Source organism: Acidovorax sp. DMC1 (genome assembly GCF_056314325.1).
In genome coordinates, this window is sequence record NZ_JBQUYO010000004.1 from 112,681 (window position 1) to 127,624 (window position 14,944).

17 protein-coding genes are annotated in these 14,944 nt (G+C 66.2%); 7 read left to right on the forward strand and 10 right to left on the reverse strand.

Going from position 1 to position 14,944, the window contains the following annotated elements; genetic code table 11:
* Nucleotides 1-27: 27 nt before the first annotated feature.
* Both ACT531_RS10605 and ACT531_RS10610 read right to left on the reverse strand, forming a co-directional pair.
* Complete coding sequence (locus tag ACT531_RS10605; protein ID WP_056066007.1) at nucleotides 28-504, reverse strand: DUF2244 domain-containing protein; 477 nt, start codon at nucleotides 502-504, stop codon at nucleotides 28-30.
* 152 nt (nucleotides 505-656) lie between these two features.
* The gene (locus tag ACT531_RS10610) at nucleotides 657-1,559 is read right to left on the reverse strand and encodes a methyltransferase domain-containing protein (protein WP_476017396.1); all 903 of its coding nucleotides are present in this window, start codon (nucleotides 1,557-1,559) and stop codon (nucleotides 657-659) included.
* Nucleotides 1,560-1,594: 35 nt separating this feature from the next.
* Between ACT531_RS10610 and ACT531_RS10615 the strand changes: the two genes are divergently transcribed.
* Nucleotides 1,595-2,317, forward strand: a complete 723-nt coding sequence (locus ACT531_RS10615; RefSeq protein WP_476017397.1) for a ComF family protein — start codon at nucleotides 1,595-1,597, stop codon at nucleotides 2,315-2,317.
* A gap of 116 nt (nucleotides 2,318-2,433) precedes the next feature.
* Nucleotides 2,434-2,961 carry a tRNA (cytidine(34)-2'-O)-methyltransferase gene (locus tag ACT531_RS10620; protein WP_015015510.1) on the forward strand — a complete coding sequence of 176 codons (528 nt, stop codon included), beginning with the start codon at nucleotides 2,434-2,436 and terminating at the stop codon, nucleotides 2,959-2,961.
* Here ACT531_RS10620 and ACT531_RS10625 read toward each other — a convergent pair.
* From ACT531_RS10625 to ACT531_RS10640, 4 genes are all read right to left on the reverse strand, one after another.
* Entirely contained in the window at nucleotides 2,954-3,895 is a 942-nt protein-coding gene (locus ACT531_RS10625) for a LysR family transcriptional regulator (RefSeq protein WP_056746814.1), read from the reverse strand. The two genes, ACT531_RS10620 and ACT531_RS10625, sit on opposite strands and share 8 nt — an antisense overlap.
* Nucleotides 3,896-3,927: 32 nt before the next feature.
* The gene (locus ACT531_RS10630; protein WP_056066019.1) at nucleotides 3,928-4,392 is read right to left on the reverse strand and encodes a MaoC family dehydratase; all 465 of its coding nucleotides are present in this window, start codon (nucleotides 4,390-4,392) and stop codon (nucleotides 3,928-3,930) included.
* Between the two features lie 96 nt (nucleotides 4,393-4,488).
* Nucleotides 4,489-5,106 (reverse strand): ParA family protein, encoded by a 618-nt coding sequence (locus ACT531_RS10635; RefSeq protein WP_056066024.1) that lies wholly within the window; start codon nucleotides 5,104-5,106, stop codon nucleotides 4,489-4,491.
* Between the two features lie 128 nt (nucleotides 5,107-5,234).
* Nucleotides 5,235-5,873 carry a LysE family translocator gene (locus ACT531_RS10640; protein ID WP_296338209.1) on the reverse strand — a complete coding sequence of 213 codons (639 nt, stop codon included), beginning with the start codon at nucleotides 5,871-5,873 and terminating at the stop codon, nucleotides 5,235-5,237.
* A 257-nt stretch (nucleotides 5,874-6,130) separates the two neighbouring features.
* Here ACT531_RS10640 and kefC point away from each other — a divergent pair, with 257 nt between their 5' ends.
* From kefC to ACT531_RS10660, 4 genes are all read left to right on the forward strand, one after another.
* Complete coding sequence (gene kefC, locus ACT531_RS10645) at nucleotides 6,131-8,047, forward strand: glutathione-regulated potassium-efflux system protein KefC (protein ID WP_476017398.1); 1,917 nt, start codon at nucleotides 6,131-6,133, stop codon at nucleotides 8,045-8,047.
* Between the two features lie 99 nt (nucleotides 8,048-8,146).
* Nucleotides 8,147-8,791, forward strand: a complete 645-nt coding sequence (locus ACT531_RS10650; RefSeq protein ID WP_476017399.1) for a trimeric intracellular cation channel family protein — start codon at nucleotides 8,147-8,149, stop codon at nucleotides 8,789-8,791.
* Between the two features lie 104 nt (nucleotides 8,792-8,895).
* Entirely contained in the window at nucleotides 8,896-9,582 is a 687-nt protein-coding gene (locus tag ACT531_RS10655; RefSeq protein ID WP_476017400.1) for a transglutaminase-like domain-containing protein, read from the forward strand.
* Entirely contained in the window at nucleotides 9,582-10,043 is a 462-nt protein-coding gene (locus ACT531_RS10660; protein WP_476017401.1) for a PaaI family thioesterase, read from the forward strand. The genes ACT531_RS10655 and ACT531_RS10660 overlap by 1 nt, the downstream gene beginning before the upstream one ends.
* A gap of 48 nt (nucleotides 10,044-10,091) precedes the next feature.
* Here ACT531_RS10660 and ACT531_RS10665 read toward each other — a convergent pair whose 3' ends face one another.
* Complete coding sequence (locus tag ACT531_RS10665; RefSeq protein WP_476017402.1) at nucleotides 10,092-10,979, reverse strand: LysR substrate-binding domain-containing protein; 888 nt, start codon at nucleotides 10,977-10,979, stop codon at nucleotides 10,092-10,094.
* Between the two features lie 131 nt (nucleotides 10,980-11,110).
* Here ACT531_RS10665 and ACT531_RS10670 point away from each other — a divergent pair, with 131 nt between their 5' ends.
* Nucleotides 11,111-11,713: a short chain dehydrogenase gene (locus ACT531_RS10670; RefSeq protein WP_476017403.1), complete on the forward strand. Its 603-nt coding sequence runs from the start codon at nucleotides 11,111-11,113 to the stop codon at nucleotides 11,711-11,713.
* Nucleotides 11,714-11,809: 96 nt separating this feature from the next.
* Here ACT531_RS10670 and ACT531_RS10675 read toward each other — a convergent pair whose 3' ends face one another.
* The 3 genes from ACT531_RS10675 to pcaF form a co-directional block, all read right to left on the reverse strand.
* Nucleotides 11,810-12,814 carry a Bug family tripartite tricarboxylate transporter substrate binding protein gene (locus ACT531_RS10675; protein WP_476017404.1) on the reverse strand — a complete coding sequence of 335 codons (1,005 nt, stop codon included), beginning with the start codon at nucleotides 12,812-12,814 and terminating at the stop codon, nucleotides 11,810-11,812.
* 145 nt (nucleotides 12,815-12,959) lie between these two features.
* A complete protein-coding gene (locus ACT531_RS10680) occupies nucleotides 12,960-13,703 on the reverse strand; it encodes an SDR family NAD(P)-dependent oxidoreductase (RefSeq protein ID WP_476017405.1) in 744 nt (247 codons plus the stop codon).
* The gene (gene pcaF / locus ACT531_RS10685; protein WP_476017406.1) at nucleotides 13,700-14,908 is read right to left on the reverse strand and encodes a 3-oxoadipyl-CoA thiolase; all 1,209 of its coding nucleotides are present in this window, start codon (nucleotides 14,906-14,908) and stop codon (nucleotides 13,700-13,702) included. Before pcaF ends, ACT531_RS10680 begins: the two co-directional genes overlap by 4 nt.
* Nucleotides 14,909-14,944 lie beyond the last annotated feature (36 nt).

Consider the following 14,944-nt stretch of genomic DNA (forward strand, 5'->3'; position numbering starts at 1 on the left):
CAATCCCTTTCGCGCGCCTGCGTGGGGTCAGGCAGCGCGCAAGGCCATGCGGATCTCCGATGCCAAGGCCGGCCGGAGCTCTGGGCGCACATAGCGCCCCACCTCCACCGAACGGCCCTGTGCAGACAGCGTGATCAGCGAATGGTCTCCCGTCTTGGGCTCTACGCGAACCCGGCTCCGGTCAAACTCCGCGCGCTCCAGCCTGCCTGCTGTCTCCAGCTCCACTACAAGGCGTGAGCCCTGCAATGAAATCCTCTCGCCATCTGCCGCATGGCGACCGTACATGGCGAATGCAATCCCTACTGCCACGATTTCGAGCCAGGCGAAGGGCATCACCAGGTGGGCGCCGAGCATCCAGAAGAATGTCGCGATTCCCAGGGACACCACACACAGCGACAGATACATCCAGCCCAATTGCGTCGGCGTGACCGAACAATTGCGAACCAGACGCCAGTCAATGCGCTGACCCGACACCGTGGCAAAACGAAAAACCAAGCCCGTCACCGTGAGTGCTCACAAGACTGCCGGCTGCAGCACACGTTGCGCCTTGGGCACAACAGGCACAGCCTGCCAAATTGCGCGGGAAGATGCCCGAAATCTCAATAACCAAGAATTGTAGCGTGCCTTGTTCCAAGTCATTGACACGCCGTTACAGGTTAGTTCTCAGTGCCGCCCTTGCGCAACATGGCGCGCATGTCCTGCAGCGACACCGCACTGCTTGAACTGACGCGCACCCGGGGTGCAGGCTTGAAGGCATGGCCATAGATGATTTCAAAAGTCAGTGCCAACTGACCTTTCTGGCCCGGATCGGCCAGACGCTCGGACAGCACTTGGTAGAGCTTGTCGCGCCAGCGCCGTCCGCGCAATGAGGGAAAGCGATCAGGATGCAAATTCGCACCCAGCTCGCGCAGCTCTTGAACCAGCCGCTCGGGCGTGGCAAAGGTAAGCGTGATGCGTTCCATATCCATCACCGGCTCTGCAAAACCGGCGTGCACCAGCATGTCTCCCCAGTCGTGCATGTCGGTGAATGCATGGCCCGCGGGCGGCCACCCCATGGCGGCGTACACGCCGTGCAGCTCACGGAGGGTGTCCGGTCCGAGACACGAGAACATCAGATAGCCGTCCACCGCCAGGGCGCGGTGCCAGCGGCCGATCAGGTCTTGCGGGTCGGCCGCCATGTGCAGCGCCATGTTGGACCACAACATCTGTACGCTGGCATCGGCTGGCGGCCCGACTTGCAAGGCCCCTGCACCCCAGCGGGCGGGGTTCCACCAGGGCTTGGCCAATGCCTGCCTCGCCACAGGTTCGCAATGCGCGCTGGTCTCATACACCTGGCAACGCGCCTGCGGGTAGCGAGCACTCACCAGGGCATGCGCCTGCAGACCCCCACGCACTGGGTCCCAATGGCACCAGGAGGCGGGTGCCTGGCGAATCCACTGCAACCGGTCCTCCATGCGGCGCGCCACCTCTTCGTGCAGCCAGGGGGACGCGGCCGGGGCCGCAGCATGCCAGCGGGCTGCGGCAACAGGATCAATGGTGGGGGGACGCTCGGAGGACATGGGCGGGGCAGAAGGACGCGCGAGTATATTGATTCATGCTCTTTTTGGGTTTGCCAGGGATTTCACGCCGCCTCCACGCCTGGGTGGACAAAGTGCCTAGCCAGTGCGCCGTGTGCCACGCCTGGCCGTCGCAGCGTGTCTGCAATGCGTGTGTGATGCGGTTTGCCCAGCCTGCCACGCGTTGCCAGCGCTGCGCGCTGCGGGTGCCCGCAGGGGTTGCCGTGTGCGGCGCCTGCCTGCAGAACCCGCCCAGCTTCGACGCCTGCATTGCCGCCGTGGACTACGCGTACCCATGGGCCGACGCTCTGGCGCAGTTCAAGTTCAGGGGCGACCCGGGATGGGCCAGGGCCTTGGCCACCCTGATGCGCAGCACGCCCTGGATGGAGCCGGCACTGGAGGCGGCCGACCGGGTACTGGCAGTCCCCCTGTCCACCGAGCGCCTGCGCGAGCGGGGCTTCAACCAGTCGGCCCTTCTGGCAAGGCAACTGGCTGGCACCAAGGCGGACTGCCACACCCTACTGCGACTGCATGCCACCGAAGTCCAAAGCGGCCTGCCCCGGGTGCAGCGGCTGCGCAATCTCCGCGGCGCCTTCGCCGTAGAGCCCGCCCGCGCAGCCAGCCTGCGTGGCCAGCGGGTGGTACTGATCGATGACGTGATGACCACGGGCGCCACCCTGCATGCAGCCACCTTGGCACTGCGCGAGGCAGGTGTCGCGCATGTCACGGCCACTGTGCTGGCGCGCACGGGGCTTGACTGAAAAGCGCCAGACAGGTACCGAACCGGCACCGAACGAACACCGAACAGGTACTAAAGGGATACTTTTGATTACGAGCGGTTGCTCAACTCACAGGTCCAACGATGACAATGGCGGTCATGTTCCATATCGTCCTCGTCGAACCCGAGATTCCGCCCAACACCGGCAATGTGATTCGCCTGGCGGCCAACACCGGGTGCTCGCTGCACCTGATCGAGCCCCTGGGGTTCTCGATGGAAGACCGCCAGATGCGTCGTGCAGGGCTGGATTACCACGAATATGCCAGCGTGCAGGTCCATGCAGGCTGGACGGCCTTTCTGCGGGACACCCAGCCGGACCCGACCCGGATGTTTGCGATGACCACCCACGGCTCGCAACCCGTGCACTCCACCTGCTTTCTGCCCGGCGACTGGCTGGTGTTTGGCGCGGAAACGCGGGGGCTGCCCCCCGAGTTGCGCGAGAGCTTCCCACCAGCGCAGCGCCTGCGCCTGCCCATGGTGCCCGGTCAGCGCAGCCTCAATTTGTCCAACGCCGTGGCGGTCACCGTGTTCGAGGCCTGGCGGCAGAACAGCTTTGCCATGCCTGATGGGCAGGTGATGGTCGAGCCCGAGGGCACGATCATCAGCGGGTTCGCACAGCTCAACTGAGCTGGCCGGACTTTTCCGCCATGGCGCGGGGCACATGTTCGGTCAGGAAGTCCAGAAACACCCGCGTGCGCGCGGGCAGCATGCGGCCCGAGGGCAACGCTGCGTAGATCGTGTAACGCGAAAAGATCCAGCCCGGCAAGATGTGCACCAGCTCGCCCCGGGCCAGGTGCTCCTCGGCCAGCAGGCGCGACGTGACAGCCACGCCCGCCCCGTCCACAGCGGCACGCATCAGCAGCTCGGTACTGACGGACTGCAGCACCGCCGGTGCGTCCACCTCTTCGTCTGGCACATCCGCCCGCAGCGACTGCAGGCGCAGCTTGCGGCCAGGCCCTGACTGCAGGCGCACGGGCGCGCTCGAGTCGCGCAGGTAGTCGTGGTGAATCAGGTCTTGCGGCTCGCGCGGAATGCCCCGGCGCTCCAGGTAATCGGGGGACGCCACCACAATCGCCTCACCCTGCACCAGAGGACGCGCGACGATGTTGGCATCAAAGTCCTCGCCCGCCACCATGATGGTCACGTCGAACTCATCCACACGGCTGGAGGCATAGGCGTCCATGCTGATGTCGAGCATGAGCTTGGGATAGTAGGCATGCCACACCGCCACCATGGGGGCCAGAAAGTTGGTGGCCAGCACCGGCGCCGCCACGATGCGGATGGTGCCGCGTAGATCGCGCGTGCTGGCAGCGGCAGCGGCCTCGGCATCATCGATCTCGTGCAGGATGGCGCGCACCCGCTGCAGGTACGACTCTCCCGCGTCGGTCAGCGCCAGCTTGCGGGTGGTGCGTTGCAGCAGGCGCGTGCCCAGGTGCTGCTCCAGCTCGGCCACCATGCGGGTGACCACGGGGGGCGACATGTCCATGGCGCGGGCAGCGGCAGCAAAGCCGCCCTCTTCCACCACGCGCTCGAAAATTTTCATGGCTTGCAGGCGGTCCATGGTTCAGACCTCCTGCCCGGTGGCAAACCGGCTCAGGCCGGAGCGCCGAAGTTGCGCGCGAGGGATTCCGCCACACACACCGGCTTGTCGCTGCCCTCGCGCTCCACGGTCACCAGCCAGGTCATCTGCATGCCATCGGGCGCCACGGGCTCGGCAGCCTGCAGCGTGAGGCGCGCCCGCAAGCGGCTGCCCACCGGCACCGGCGCGGTGAAACGCACCTTGTTCAGCCCGTAGTTGACGCCCATGCGCGCACCCTCTATGGTCAGGCCCGTCTCGAAGAACTGCGGAATCAGCGACAGCGTGAGAAACCCATGCGCAATGGGCGCGCCAAACGGCCCGGCCTTGGCACGCTCGGGGTCCACATGGATCCACTGGTGGTCGCCCGTGGCCTGGGCAAACAGGTTGACCTGTTCCTGCGTGATGGTGATCCAGTCGGTCACGGCGACCTCTTGACCTACGCAGGCGCTGACTTCGGAATAAGAGCGGAAGATTTTCATCGTTGCAATGTAGCCCCGCGCTCTGGCGCGCCTTGTCTGCCGGGTGACAGGTGTTTTCCCGGGGGAGTGGATGTACGTCGTGCTTCACGCTGTCCTTCAAGAATTGAGCCACGTGCAGATCCCTTGCCACTGCTCCAGGTCGCGCGCCACGCGGCCGGGGGCCACGTCAAACAGCGTGAGGCCGTGCGCTGCCAGGTGGATGTAGTTTTGCGTGTCGCGCAGATAGCCCAGCACCGGAAACCCCAGGCTGTCCACAAAGTGGTGCAGTTGCTCGGCCGCCTTGGTGCGCGCATCCACCCGCATGCCGACGATGCCCACGGGCACCCCGGCGGCGTGGCGGTGCTCGGCCAGCTGGTCCAGAAAGGCCCGCGTGGCAAAGATGTCGAACACGCTAGGCTGCAGCGGCACGATGACCTTGTCGGCCAGCTTGAGCACATCGTTCAGGCGCCAGCCGTGTAGGCCGGCGGGCGTGTCCAGCACCGCGTGGGTGGTGCCCTTGGGCGGGCGGCTGATGACGTCCGAGCTGGTGTCCCAGCTGCCGATGGGGCGCGCAGCGGGCGGGCGCAGGCCCAGCCACAGCCGGGCGGACTCCTGCCGGTCGGTGTCGCCCAGAATCACGGGATGCCCCTGGCTGGCAAAGTAGCCCGCGATGTTGGTGGACAGCGTGGACTTGCCCACTCCGCCCTTCGGGTTGGCGACAACAACTACTGGCATGACAAGCTCCTTGGAATCTGCAGGTCCGTGAAAATACAAGCCAAATCAGCCTTAAGCGCAATATCCATATGCGCTAGCAGCTATCAAATCAGAAGCATCCCCTGACACCCAGCGGTGCCGCAGCCGCCTCAGGCGTGCTGACCACCGCGCTTGACGAAGAACAGCCCCGCCCCCACCGCCATCAGCAAACCGCCGAACACGCGGTTCTGCGCCCGCACCGCCCGCGCACTGCGCATCAGACGGCGCAGGGCACTGGCCCCCGCAGCGTAGCCGTGCATGACCACCACGTCCACCGTCACGGTGGTGGCAGCCATCACCAGCAGCTGCGTCCACAGCGGGCGCGTGTCGGTCATGAACTGGGGCAACACGGCCACCATGAAGATGATGCCCTTGGGGTTGGTGGCGTTGGTCAGAAAACCTGTGAGGCAGCGTTTTTGCCAAGTGCCCGCCGACTCGGTCTCGTTCCCTTGCACGGGCGACTTGTCGCCAGCCCGCCACTGGCAGAAGCCCACATAGATCAGGTAACACGCGCCCAGCACCTTGACGACGCTGAAAGCCACCTCGGACGCCAGCAGCAGCGAGCCCACGCCCGCCCCGGCGATCAGCAAAATCAGCAGCAGCCCCAGCTGCAGGCCCAGGATGGTGGCGCCCGTCTTGCGCACGCCGAACGACAGCCCATGGCTCATCGACAACACGGCCCCGGAGCCCGGCGACACCGCAATCAGGCAAGACGCCGCAAAAAAAGCCAGCCAAGTCTGCAAATCCATGGGTCACCGTGCCTGTGTGCGAAGAAGGGCCCGCATCTTAGCAACGCGGGGCTCCATGCACCATGATCTGCATAAAAACAGGCTCAGGCGCTAGATAATCATGCCTTAATAGCTATCAAATAAATAGCGCCACAGATCCAACCCACGGCACCCAACCCAACGCCTTGCAGCGGTGCCAGAATCTGCCACACCCGCCCCACTCCTCGGGGGCGCGGTGTTCTGCCTCCCCACGACGACCCCCAAGCGCACGCCCATCCATGGAACACGCCCCCACCTGGCTCACCTACGGTTTCCTGTACCTCACCGCCGCTGTGCTGGCCGTGCCCATTGCCAAGGCGCTGGGCCTCGGCGCCATCATTGGCTACCTGGCAGCGGGCATCGCCATCGGGCCCTGGGGCCTGGGGCTGGTCAGCAACGTGCAGGACATCCTGCACTTTGCCGAGTTTGGCGTGGTGCTCATGCTGTTCCTGGTTGGGCTGGAGCTGCAACCCAGCCGCCTGTGGGCGCTGCGCCGCCCCATTTTTGGCACTGGCACCGCCCAGGTGCTGGGTTGCGCGGCGGTGCTGTTCGCGCTGGGTGCGCTGGCCGGCCTGCCCTGGCGCGTGAGCCTGGTGGGCGCGCTGGGCCTGGCGCTGTCGTCCACCGCCATTGCGCTGCAATCACTGGCCGAGCGCAACCTGATGCGCACACAAAGCGGCCAGGCCGGCTTCTCGATCCTGCTGTTCCAGGACGTGGCGGCCATCCCCATCCTGGCCCTGCTGCCCGTGCTGGGCGCGGCCGCCGGTGAAGGCGCAGGCCACACCCCGGGCGAGATGGTGCTGGAGGTGCTGAAGATCGTCGGCGTGATCGCCGCCATCATCCTCGGCGGGCGCCTGCTGCTGCGCCCCGTGCTGCGCTGGATCGCCAAGAGCAAAACCCCCGAAATCTTCACCGCCGCCGCGCTGCTGCTGGTGGTGGGCATTGCCTACCTGATGGTGCTGGTGGGCCTGTCGATGGCGCTGGGCGCCTTCCTCGCCGGCGTGCTGCTGGCCGACAGCGAATACCGGCGCGAGCTGGAGGCCGACATCGAGCCCTTCAAGGGCCTGCTGCTGGGGCTGTTCTTCATCGCCGTGGGCATGAGCATTGACTTCGGTGTCATCTTGCGCTCGCCCGGCCTCATGGCCGCCATCCTGGTCGGCTTCCTCGCGGCCAAGGCGGTGGTCATCTACGCCCTGGCCAAGGTGGTCGAGATTCCCTACCAGGAGCGCCCCGTCTTCACCCTGCTGTTGGCCCAGGGCGGCGAGTTCGCGTTTGTAGTGTTCCAGGCCGCGGCGGGTGCCAGCGTGTTCCCCGCCGAAACCGCCTCGCTGCTGATTGGCGCCGTGGCGTTGTCGATGCTGATCAGCCCGCTGCTACTGGTGCTGCTGGACCGCGTGCTGCTGCGTCGCTATGCCCAGCTCAAGTCCGCCAAGCCCCAGGCCGAGGAAATCTCCGAGCCGCAGGAGGCGCCCATCATCATCGCGGGCTTCGGCCGCTACGGACAGATCGTCTCGCGCGTGCTGCTGGCCCAGGGCATCCCCACCACCGTGCTGGACCACAGCGTGGACATGCTGGAAGTGGCGCGCACCTTTGGCTACCGCGTGTTCTACGGCGACGCCACCCGCCTCGACCTGCTGCGTATTGCCGGGGCCGAACACGCGCGCATCCTGGTGGTGGCCGTGGACGATGCCGAGCAGTCTCTGCAAATCGCCAAGCTCGCGCGCGAGCACTTCCCCCACCTGCAAATCGTGGCCCGCGCACGGGATGTGACCCACTGGAACAAGCTGCGCGACCTGGGCGTGACACTGGTGCAGCGCGAGCTGTTCGAGTCCAGCCTGCAAAGCGCCCACACCGTGCTGGAGCTGATGGGCCTGCCCCCCGCGCAGGCCACCGCCATCACCCAGCGATTTCGCACCCACAACATCGCGCTGGCCGACCGCATGTACCCGCACCACAAGGACCGCGCCAAGTTCATTGCCGTGGCGCGCGAAGGCCGCAACCAGTTTGCGGAGCAGATGGCACGGGAGCGGCAGGAGAGTGCGGCGATGAATGCGGCGGGGGTGGAGTACCCGGGGTATAGCGGAGTCGCAGACGGAGAGAGGCGCGGCGGAGCAGAGGACGCGCCGGAGGTAGAAAAGCAGACTTCAAATCGCTGAAGAAGAGAGATTCCTGGCTCCGTCTTTCATGGCGTTTATTCCTCAAGCAGTTACTGCTTATAGCGACACTTACCCCATTGCCCCGCCGTAATCGTGCCCATGAACATTCCACTCGACGCCACATGGATTCAGACCCTGCGCCTCATCCTGGAGGTGGCCGCCACCGTGGCGTTCGCACTGTCGGGCGTGATGGCCGCCGCACGCAAGCGTCTGGATGCTGTGGGCGTGTGCGTGGTGGCTTTTGTGGCTGCGTTCGGCGGCGGCACGCTGCGCGACCTGTTGCTGGACCAGCGGCCCTTCTTCTGGATCCGCCACACCGAATTTGTGTGGGGCATTCTGGCGCTGTGCATTGGCGCCATGCTGTTCATGCGCCAGCGGCACTTTGAGCCCACCGAACGCGCCATGCTGCTGCCCGATGCCATCGGCCTGGGCTTGTTCGCCGCCGTGGGTGTGGACATTGCCACCGCCATCGGCATGCCCCCCATCATCGGCGTGATGATGGGCGTGATCACCGGCGTGTTTGGCGGTGTGCTGCGCGACGTGCTGTGCAACGAGGTGCCCCAGGCCTTCAGCGACCACCGGCCCTACGCCCTGTGCGCATTTGCCGGTGGCTGGGCCGACGTGGCCCTGCGCCACCTGCAGGCGCCGGATTGGGCGCCGCTGGTGGCCTGCGTGGTGCTCACGGCCGGGCTGCGCGGGCTGGCGGTGTGGCGCAACTGGGAGCTACCCGCCTGGAGGGTGTGACAGGCGCATATAGCCCTGCCGAGCAAGGCTGGCGCGCCTGTGACAGCATCAGGGGCCCGGGGCCCGCACACTGGCCCCCGTCCGACTGCAGGAGACACACCACAATGACCACCGCCCCCACGCCCGCCCACCTGCTTGCAACGGCCCTCATCGACAGCGACGCCCCCGCCATCAAGGCCTTTGCCGCCCAACACGCGCGCGGCACCACCGACCGCGAGCGCGCCGTGGCCCTGTACCTCGCCGTGCGCGACGGTTTCCGCTACGACCCTTACCGCATCGACCTGTCGCCCCAGGGCATGAAGGCCAGCACCGTGCTGGCCAACGGTTACGGCTGGTGCGTGCCCAAGGCCGCGCTGCTCACCGCTGTGTGCCGCGCGGCGGGCATCCCGGCGCGCATGGGTTTTGCCGATGTGCGCAACCACCTCAGCACCGAGCGCATGCGCGAGACCATGAAGACCGACCTCTTCATCTGGCACGGCTACACCGACATCTGGCTCGATGGCGCCTGGCGCAAGGCCACGCCCGCGTTCAACATCGAGCTGTGCGAGCGCTTTGGCCTGCTGCCCCTGGAGTTCGATGGCGAGAACGATTCCATCTACCACCCGTTCGACAAGTCGGGCGCACGCCACATGGAATACGTGCACCAGCGCGGCGCGTTTGACGACCTGCCGCTCGCACAGATCGTGGCCGACTTTCGCATGGTGTACGACGGCTGGCTGCAGGGCGACGCCACCCGCAGCAGCCTGCAGGACGCCAGTTTTGCCAACGACATTGAAAAGGAAGCCCGCTGATGACCCACGCCCCCGAGAACACCACCACCGCCCCCCTTCCCGAGGGCTTTGCCCCGCTGGTGGCGGGCGGCCCTTACATCCAGCACAACGGTCCGCTGTATGTGCTGCACCAGGGCAACGTGGTGAAGTTCGGCTTTCGCGTGGAGCCGCGCCACACCAATCCCATGGGCAACCTGCACGGCGGCATGATGGCCACCTTTTGCGACATGCTGGTGCCCCTGTCGGTGCACCGCAAAAGCGACCAGGTGTCAAACCGCTTCCTGCCCACCATCAGCCTGCAGATTGACTACCTGGCCCCAGCCCCGCTGGGCGCCTGGGTGGAGGGCGAGGCCGAGCCGCTGCGCATCACACGCTCGCTGGTGTTTGCGCAGGGCCTGGTCACCGCCGACGGCGTACCGTGCGCGCGGGTTAGCGGGGTGTTCAAGATCGGGCCTGAGGCGCCCAGCAACGCGGTGGAGTGAGCAGCCCTGGGCCGCAGGCCACAGTGGTCCAAACCTGAACCGCACCGCTCAGGCGGTGCCCAGCGCACCCACCACAAACTCCACAAACCGCGCCAGCTTGGGCAACTGCCGCCGGTCGGGCGCATACACCAGATGCACCGGGCGCGGCGCTGGCAGGCAGTGCTGCATCACCGGCACCAGCGCGCCGCTGGCCAGGTCGTCGGCCAATAGCACTTCGGGCTGCATGATGAGGCCCAGGCCGCGCAGTGCCGCCTGGCGCAGGCCGTCGCCCTGGTTGCATACAAAGCGCGCGTTCTCAGGCCAGAAGAACTCCTCCTTGCCGTCGCGCAGCGTCCATTCCACCCGGCGCTGCCACACCGAGTGGCTCAGGCATTGGTGCCGCGCCAGGTCGGCCGCGAGCCTGGGCGAGCCGTGGCGCTGCAGGTAAGCGGGTGCGGCGGCAATCACCATCCGGTAGGGGCGCAGCGGGCGCGCCACCAGGCCCTCGTTCACCACCTGGCCAATGCGCACGGCCACGTCAAAGCCCTCGCCTGCCAGGTCCACCACGCTGTCGGTGAGCTGCAGGTCCACGCGGACCTGGTCGTGGCGCTGCAGAAAGTCGGCCACCAGCGGCGCGATCACGTGGTTGCCCAGCGTGAACGGCGCACTCACCCGCAGCAGGCCCTGGGGCACGGCGCGGCTGCGCTCCACGGCGGACTCGGCCCAGCGCACCTGCTCCAGCACGCGTTTGCTGTCTTCGTAGAACGCGGCGCCCACCTCGGTCAGGCTGTTCTGGCGGGTGCTGCGCTGGAACAGGCGCGCGCCCAGATGGGCCTCTAGCTGCTGGATGTGTTTGCCCACCATCACGGCCGATATCTGCAGCTGGCGCGCGGCGCCGGCAAAGCTGCCCGCCTCCACCACCGCCACCATGACTTCCATGTTGCGCAGCTTGTCCATGGCTCCTGAATATTCCTTATCAATAGTTAGTACAAGAATAACTTGCAGATGCTTTATGCATTGATTGATTAGCAAAAGAATCGGGTTGTCAGTTCCTCATCAACCCCTTTTTCACACCCAAGGAAAACACCATGTCCAAGATTCTTCTCATCGGCGCCAGCGGCACCATCGGGCAAGCTGTGCTGGCCAACCTGGGCGCACGCCACGACGTGATCACCGTGGGCCGCAGCAGCGGTACGCACCGCGCAGACTTCTCACAGCCAGGCGCGGTCTCCCAACTGTTCGAGGCCGTGGGCAAGGTGGATACCATCGTGAGCACGGCGGGCAATCTGCACTTTGGCCCGCTGGCAGAGATGACGGCCGAGCAGTTCAACATCGGCCTGCAGGACAAGCTGCTGGGCCAGGTGCAGCTGGCACTGGTCGGCCAGAATTACCTGAACGATGGTGGCTCCATCACGCTCACGGCGGGCATCCTGTCGGTCGAGCCCATTCGCAACGGCGCCAGCGCCACAGCAGTGAACGCGGCCATCGAAGGCTTTGTGGCCGCCGCAGCCATCGAGCTGCCGCGCGGCCTGCGCATCAACGCCATCAGCCCCACGGTGCTGGCCGAGTCGATGGGCAGCTACGGACCGTTCTTCCCGGGGTTCGAGCCCGTGCCCGCCGCGCGCGTGGCGCTGGCCTACCAGCGCAGCGTGGAAGGTGCGCAGACGGGGCGTGTGTACCGGGTGCAGTGAGCCCGGCTGCCTGATATAAAACAAAAATAGCTGCTACCGCCTGTTGTACACGCGGTAGCAGCTATCAATTTGGTAGCTGAAAAATCTCAGTAGCGCTTAGTCCAGGCTCGCCCCAGATTCCTTCACGACCTTGCCCCACTTGACCGACTCGGCCTGGATGAAAGCAGCGAACTGCTCGGGCGTTTCGCTGTAGGTCTCTGCGCCCTGCTCGTTGATCTTCTTCTTCACATCGGCCTGGTTCAGCACCTTGACCAGTGCGGAGTTGAGCTTAGCCAGCACCGGCCCGGGTGTGCCTGCGGGTGCAAACATGCCGAACCACGAGGTGGCTTCATAGCCCGGCACGCCCGCTTCGGCGATGGTGGGCACGTTGGGCAGCTCGGGCGAGCGCTTGGCGGTGGTCACGGCAATGGGCACTAGCTTGCCGCTGCGTACATGCTGGATGGCCGAGGGCATGTTGTCGAACATGATGCCGATCTGGTTGCCCAGCAGGTCGGTCACGGCCGGGGCGCTGCCCTTGTAGGGCACGTGCACCATGTCCACCTTGGCAAGGCTCTTGAACAGCTCGCCCGACAGGTGGATGGAGCTGCCGTTGCCCGACGAGCCAAAGTTGACCTTGCCGGGGTTGGCCTTGGCGTAGGCGATCAGTTCCTTCACCGTCTTGTAGGGCTGGGCGGGGTTGGCCACCAGCAGGTTGGGCACGTTGGCCACGCGCGTCAGCGGCGCGAAGTCCTTGATGGGGTCAAACGGCATCTTCTTGTACAGGCTGGCGTTGATGGCGTGGGTGCCCACCGTGCCCATGAACAAGGTGTAGCCATCTGCCGGGGCCTTGGCCGCCATGGCGCCGCCGATGTTGCCGCCCGCACCCGCGCGGTTGTCCACGATGACCGACTGGCCCAGCTCGGTGGTCAGCGCCTGGCCGATGATGCGGGCCAGGATGTCGGTGGTGCCGCCTGCCGCAAAAGGCACGACGATGGTGACGGGCTTGCTCGGGTAGGCCTGGGCCATCGCAGCGCTGCTGCCCAGCAGGCCGATACCTGCGAGGGCGGTGACAGCGGCGGCCGATAGCGCGAACCGGCGGGTGGTGTGGATGGAACGGGTCATGGTTTGTCTCCTTCAAGAAGGTGGATGAAATAGGTCCCACGGACGCGACATCCGGCCGCGCCGTGGCCTCAACCGGGCGCCGAGGCCTCCGGGCGAGAACAGGGGGTGCCCCTTACGGGGCGGCAGGGAAGATCAGTTCAGATTGCTAAACCGGCGCCACTCCCAGCGTGGTGCCGCCGCACACGTACAACACCTGCCCGGTCACGAATCCGTTGTCGGGCGAGAGGAAAAACAGCGCCGCGCGCGCCACGTCGTCGGGCGTGCCCATGCGGCCCACGGCGATGCTGTTCAGGATGCGCTGCGTCTGCGGCGCTCCGTCGGGGTTGCTCTGGCGGAAGAGTTCGGTGGCAATCGGGCCTGGACCAATCGCGTTGACGGTGATGCCGTCGCGCCCCAGCTCCATGGCCAGCGTACGCGTCATGCCGATCATCCCGGCCTTGGTGGCCGAATACACGATGCGCTCGCCCTTGCCCAGAGCGGCACGCGACGACATATTGACGATGCGGCCCTGGCCGCTGGCGCGCAGCGTGGGCAAAAAGGCTTGCACCAGCAGCATGGGCGCGCGCAGATGCAGGCCCACCACGTCATCCAGCTGCGCGGTGGTGGCGGTGTCGATGGTGCCGGGGCGCGTGGCGCCCGCGTTGTTCACCAAGGCGGTGACGTTGTGCTTCGCGGCGATCTCGGCCGCGCGTTCGCGCGTCGTTGCCTCATCGGTCAGGTCGCCCTGGTACGAGGTGAGTTGCGGGTGGCTCCAGGTGGGCAGCACGTAGTCCAGGTTGACCACGGCGTGTCCCTGGGCCAGCACGGCTTCGGCAATCGCGCGGCCGATGCCGTTGCTGGCACCCGTGATGACGGTGACCGGTGTGGGGTTGCGCTCGATCTCGGTCACACGCGCTCCAGGATCACGGCAATGCCTTGGCCCACGCCGATGCACATGGTGCACAGCGCGTACTTTCCGGCGTGCTCGTGCAGGCGGTTGACGGCGGTAGTGACCAGGCGCGCGCCGCTGGCGCCCAGCGGGTGGCCCAGTGCAATGGCGCCGCCCCAGGCGTTCACGCGCGCGTCGTCGTCCTTGATGCCCAGCGCGCGCAGCACGGCCAGGCCTTGCGCGGCAAAGGCTTCATTGAGTTCGATCACATCCATGTGATCGATGGTCAGGCCCGTCTGCGCCAGCACCTTTTGCGTCGCCGGCGTGGGGCCAAAGCCCATGATGCGCGGCGCCACACCGGCCACGGCCATGCCCACCACGCGGGCGCGGGGCTTGAGGCCGTACTTGGCGGCGTGGGCTTCATCGGCCAGCAGCAGCGCGCAGGCGCCGTCATTCACACCACTGGCGTTGCCCGCCGTCACCGTGCCATCGGGCCGCACCACGCCCTTGAGTTTGGCCAGCGCTTCCAGGCTGGTCTCGCGCGGGTGTTCGTCCTGGCTGACGATGATGGCATCGCCCTTCTTTTGCGGGATGTTCACAGGCACGATCTCGCGCGCCAGGTGGCCGGCCTTGATGGCCGCCACGGCGTTGAGCTGGCTGCGCAGGGCCATCTGGTCCTGGGCTTCGCGCTCAATCTTGAAGTCGGTCGCCACGTTCTCGGCGGTTTCGGGCATGGAGTCCACGCCGTACTTTTCCTTCATCAGCTTGTTGACAAAGCGCCAGCCAATCGTCGTGTCATACACCGCGTTGTTGCGGCTGAAGGCCGACTCGGCCTTGGGCATGACAAAGGGCGCGCGGCTCATGCTTTCCACGCCGCCCGCGATCATCAGGCCGGCCTCGCCCGCCTTGATGGCGCGTGCGGCGGTGCCCACAGCATCCAGGCCCGAACCGCACAAGCGATTGATGGTGGCACCAGGCACGTCGATCGGAAGGCCCGCGAGGAGGCTGCTCATGTGGGCCACGTTGCGGTTGTCTTCACCGGCCTGGTTGGCGCAGCCGTAGAGCACGTCGGTCACGGCCGCCCAGTCCACGCCGGGGTTGCGCTCCATCAGCGCCTTGATGGGGACGGCGCCCAGGTCGTCGGTGCGCACGCTGGAGAGCGCGCCGCCATAGCGGCCGAAGGGGGTGCGGATCGCGTCGCAGATGAAGGCTTGGCGGGTCGTCATGGTTTTTGTCTCCTCGGTTCTCGGGTGGGTTTGATA

What these genes read in the sequence shown, in the direction of transcription:
- ACT531_RS10610 (WP_476017396.1), bottom strand. Translation starts at nt 1,559, where the DNA reads ATGTCCTCCGAGCGTCCCCCCACCATTGATCCTGTTGCCGCAGCCCGC.
- ACT531_RS10650 (WP_476017399.1), top strand. Translation starts at nt 8,147, where the DNA reads ATGAACATTCCACTCGACGCCACATGGATTCAGACCCTGCGCCTCATC.
- ACT531_RS10620 (WP_015015510.1), top strand. Translation starts at nt 2,434, where the DNA reads ATGTTCCATATCGTCCTCGTCGAACCCGAGATTCCGCCCAACACCGGC.
- ACT531_RS10655 (WP_476017400.1), top strand. Translation starts at nt 8,896, where the DNA reads ATGACCACCGCCCCCACGCCCGCCCACCTGCTTGCAACGGCCCTCATC.
- ACT531_RS10665 (WP_476017402.1), bottom strand. Translation starts at nt 10,979, where the DNA reads ATGGACAAGCTGCGCAACATGGAAGTCATGGTGGCGGTGGTGGAGGCG.
- ACT531_RS10640 (WP_296338209.1), bottom strand. Translation starts at nt 5,873, where the DNA reads ATGGATTTGCAGACTTGGCTGGCTTTTTTTGCGGCGTCTTGCCTGATT.
- ACT531_RS10615 (WP_476017397.1), top strand. Translation starts at nt 1,595, where the DNA reads ATGCTCTTTTTGGGTTTGCCAGGGATTTCACGCCGCCTCCACGCCTGG.
- ACT531_RS10660 (WP_476017401.1), top strand. Translation starts at nt 9,582, where the DNA reads ATGACCCACGCCCCCGAGAACACCACCACCGCCCCCCTTCCCGAGGGC.
- pcaF (WP_476017406.1), bottom strand. Translation starts at nt 14,908, where the DNA reads ATGACGACCCGCCAAGCCTTCATCTGCGACGCGATCCGCACCCCCTTC.
- kefC (WP_476017398.1), top strand. Translation starts at nt 6,131, where the DNA reads ATGGAACACGCCCCCACCTGGCTCACCTACGGTTTCCTGTACCTCACC.
- ACT531_RS10675 (WP_476017404.1), bottom strand. Translation starts at nt 12,814, where the DNA reads ATGACCCGTTCCATCCACACCACCCGCCGGTTCGCGCTATCGGCCGCC.
- ACT531_RS10635 (WP_056066024.1), bottom strand. Translation starts at nt 5,106, where the DNA reads ATGCCAGTAGTTGTTGTCGCCAACCCGAAGGGCGGAGTGGGCAAGTCC.
- ACT531_RS10630 (WP_056066019.1), bottom strand. Translation starts at nt 4,392, where the DNA reads ATGAAAATCTTCCGCTCTTATTCCGAAGTCAGCGCCTGCGTAGGTCAA.
- ACT531_RS10670 (WP_476017403.1), top strand. Translation starts at nt 11,111, where the DNA reads ATGTCCAAGATTCTTCTCATCGGCGCCAGCGGCACCATCGGGCAAGCT.
- ACT531_RS10625 (WP_056746814.1), bottom strand. Translation starts at nt 3,895, where the DNA reads ATGGACCGCCTGCAAGCCATGAAAATTTTCGAGCGCGTGGTGGAAGAG.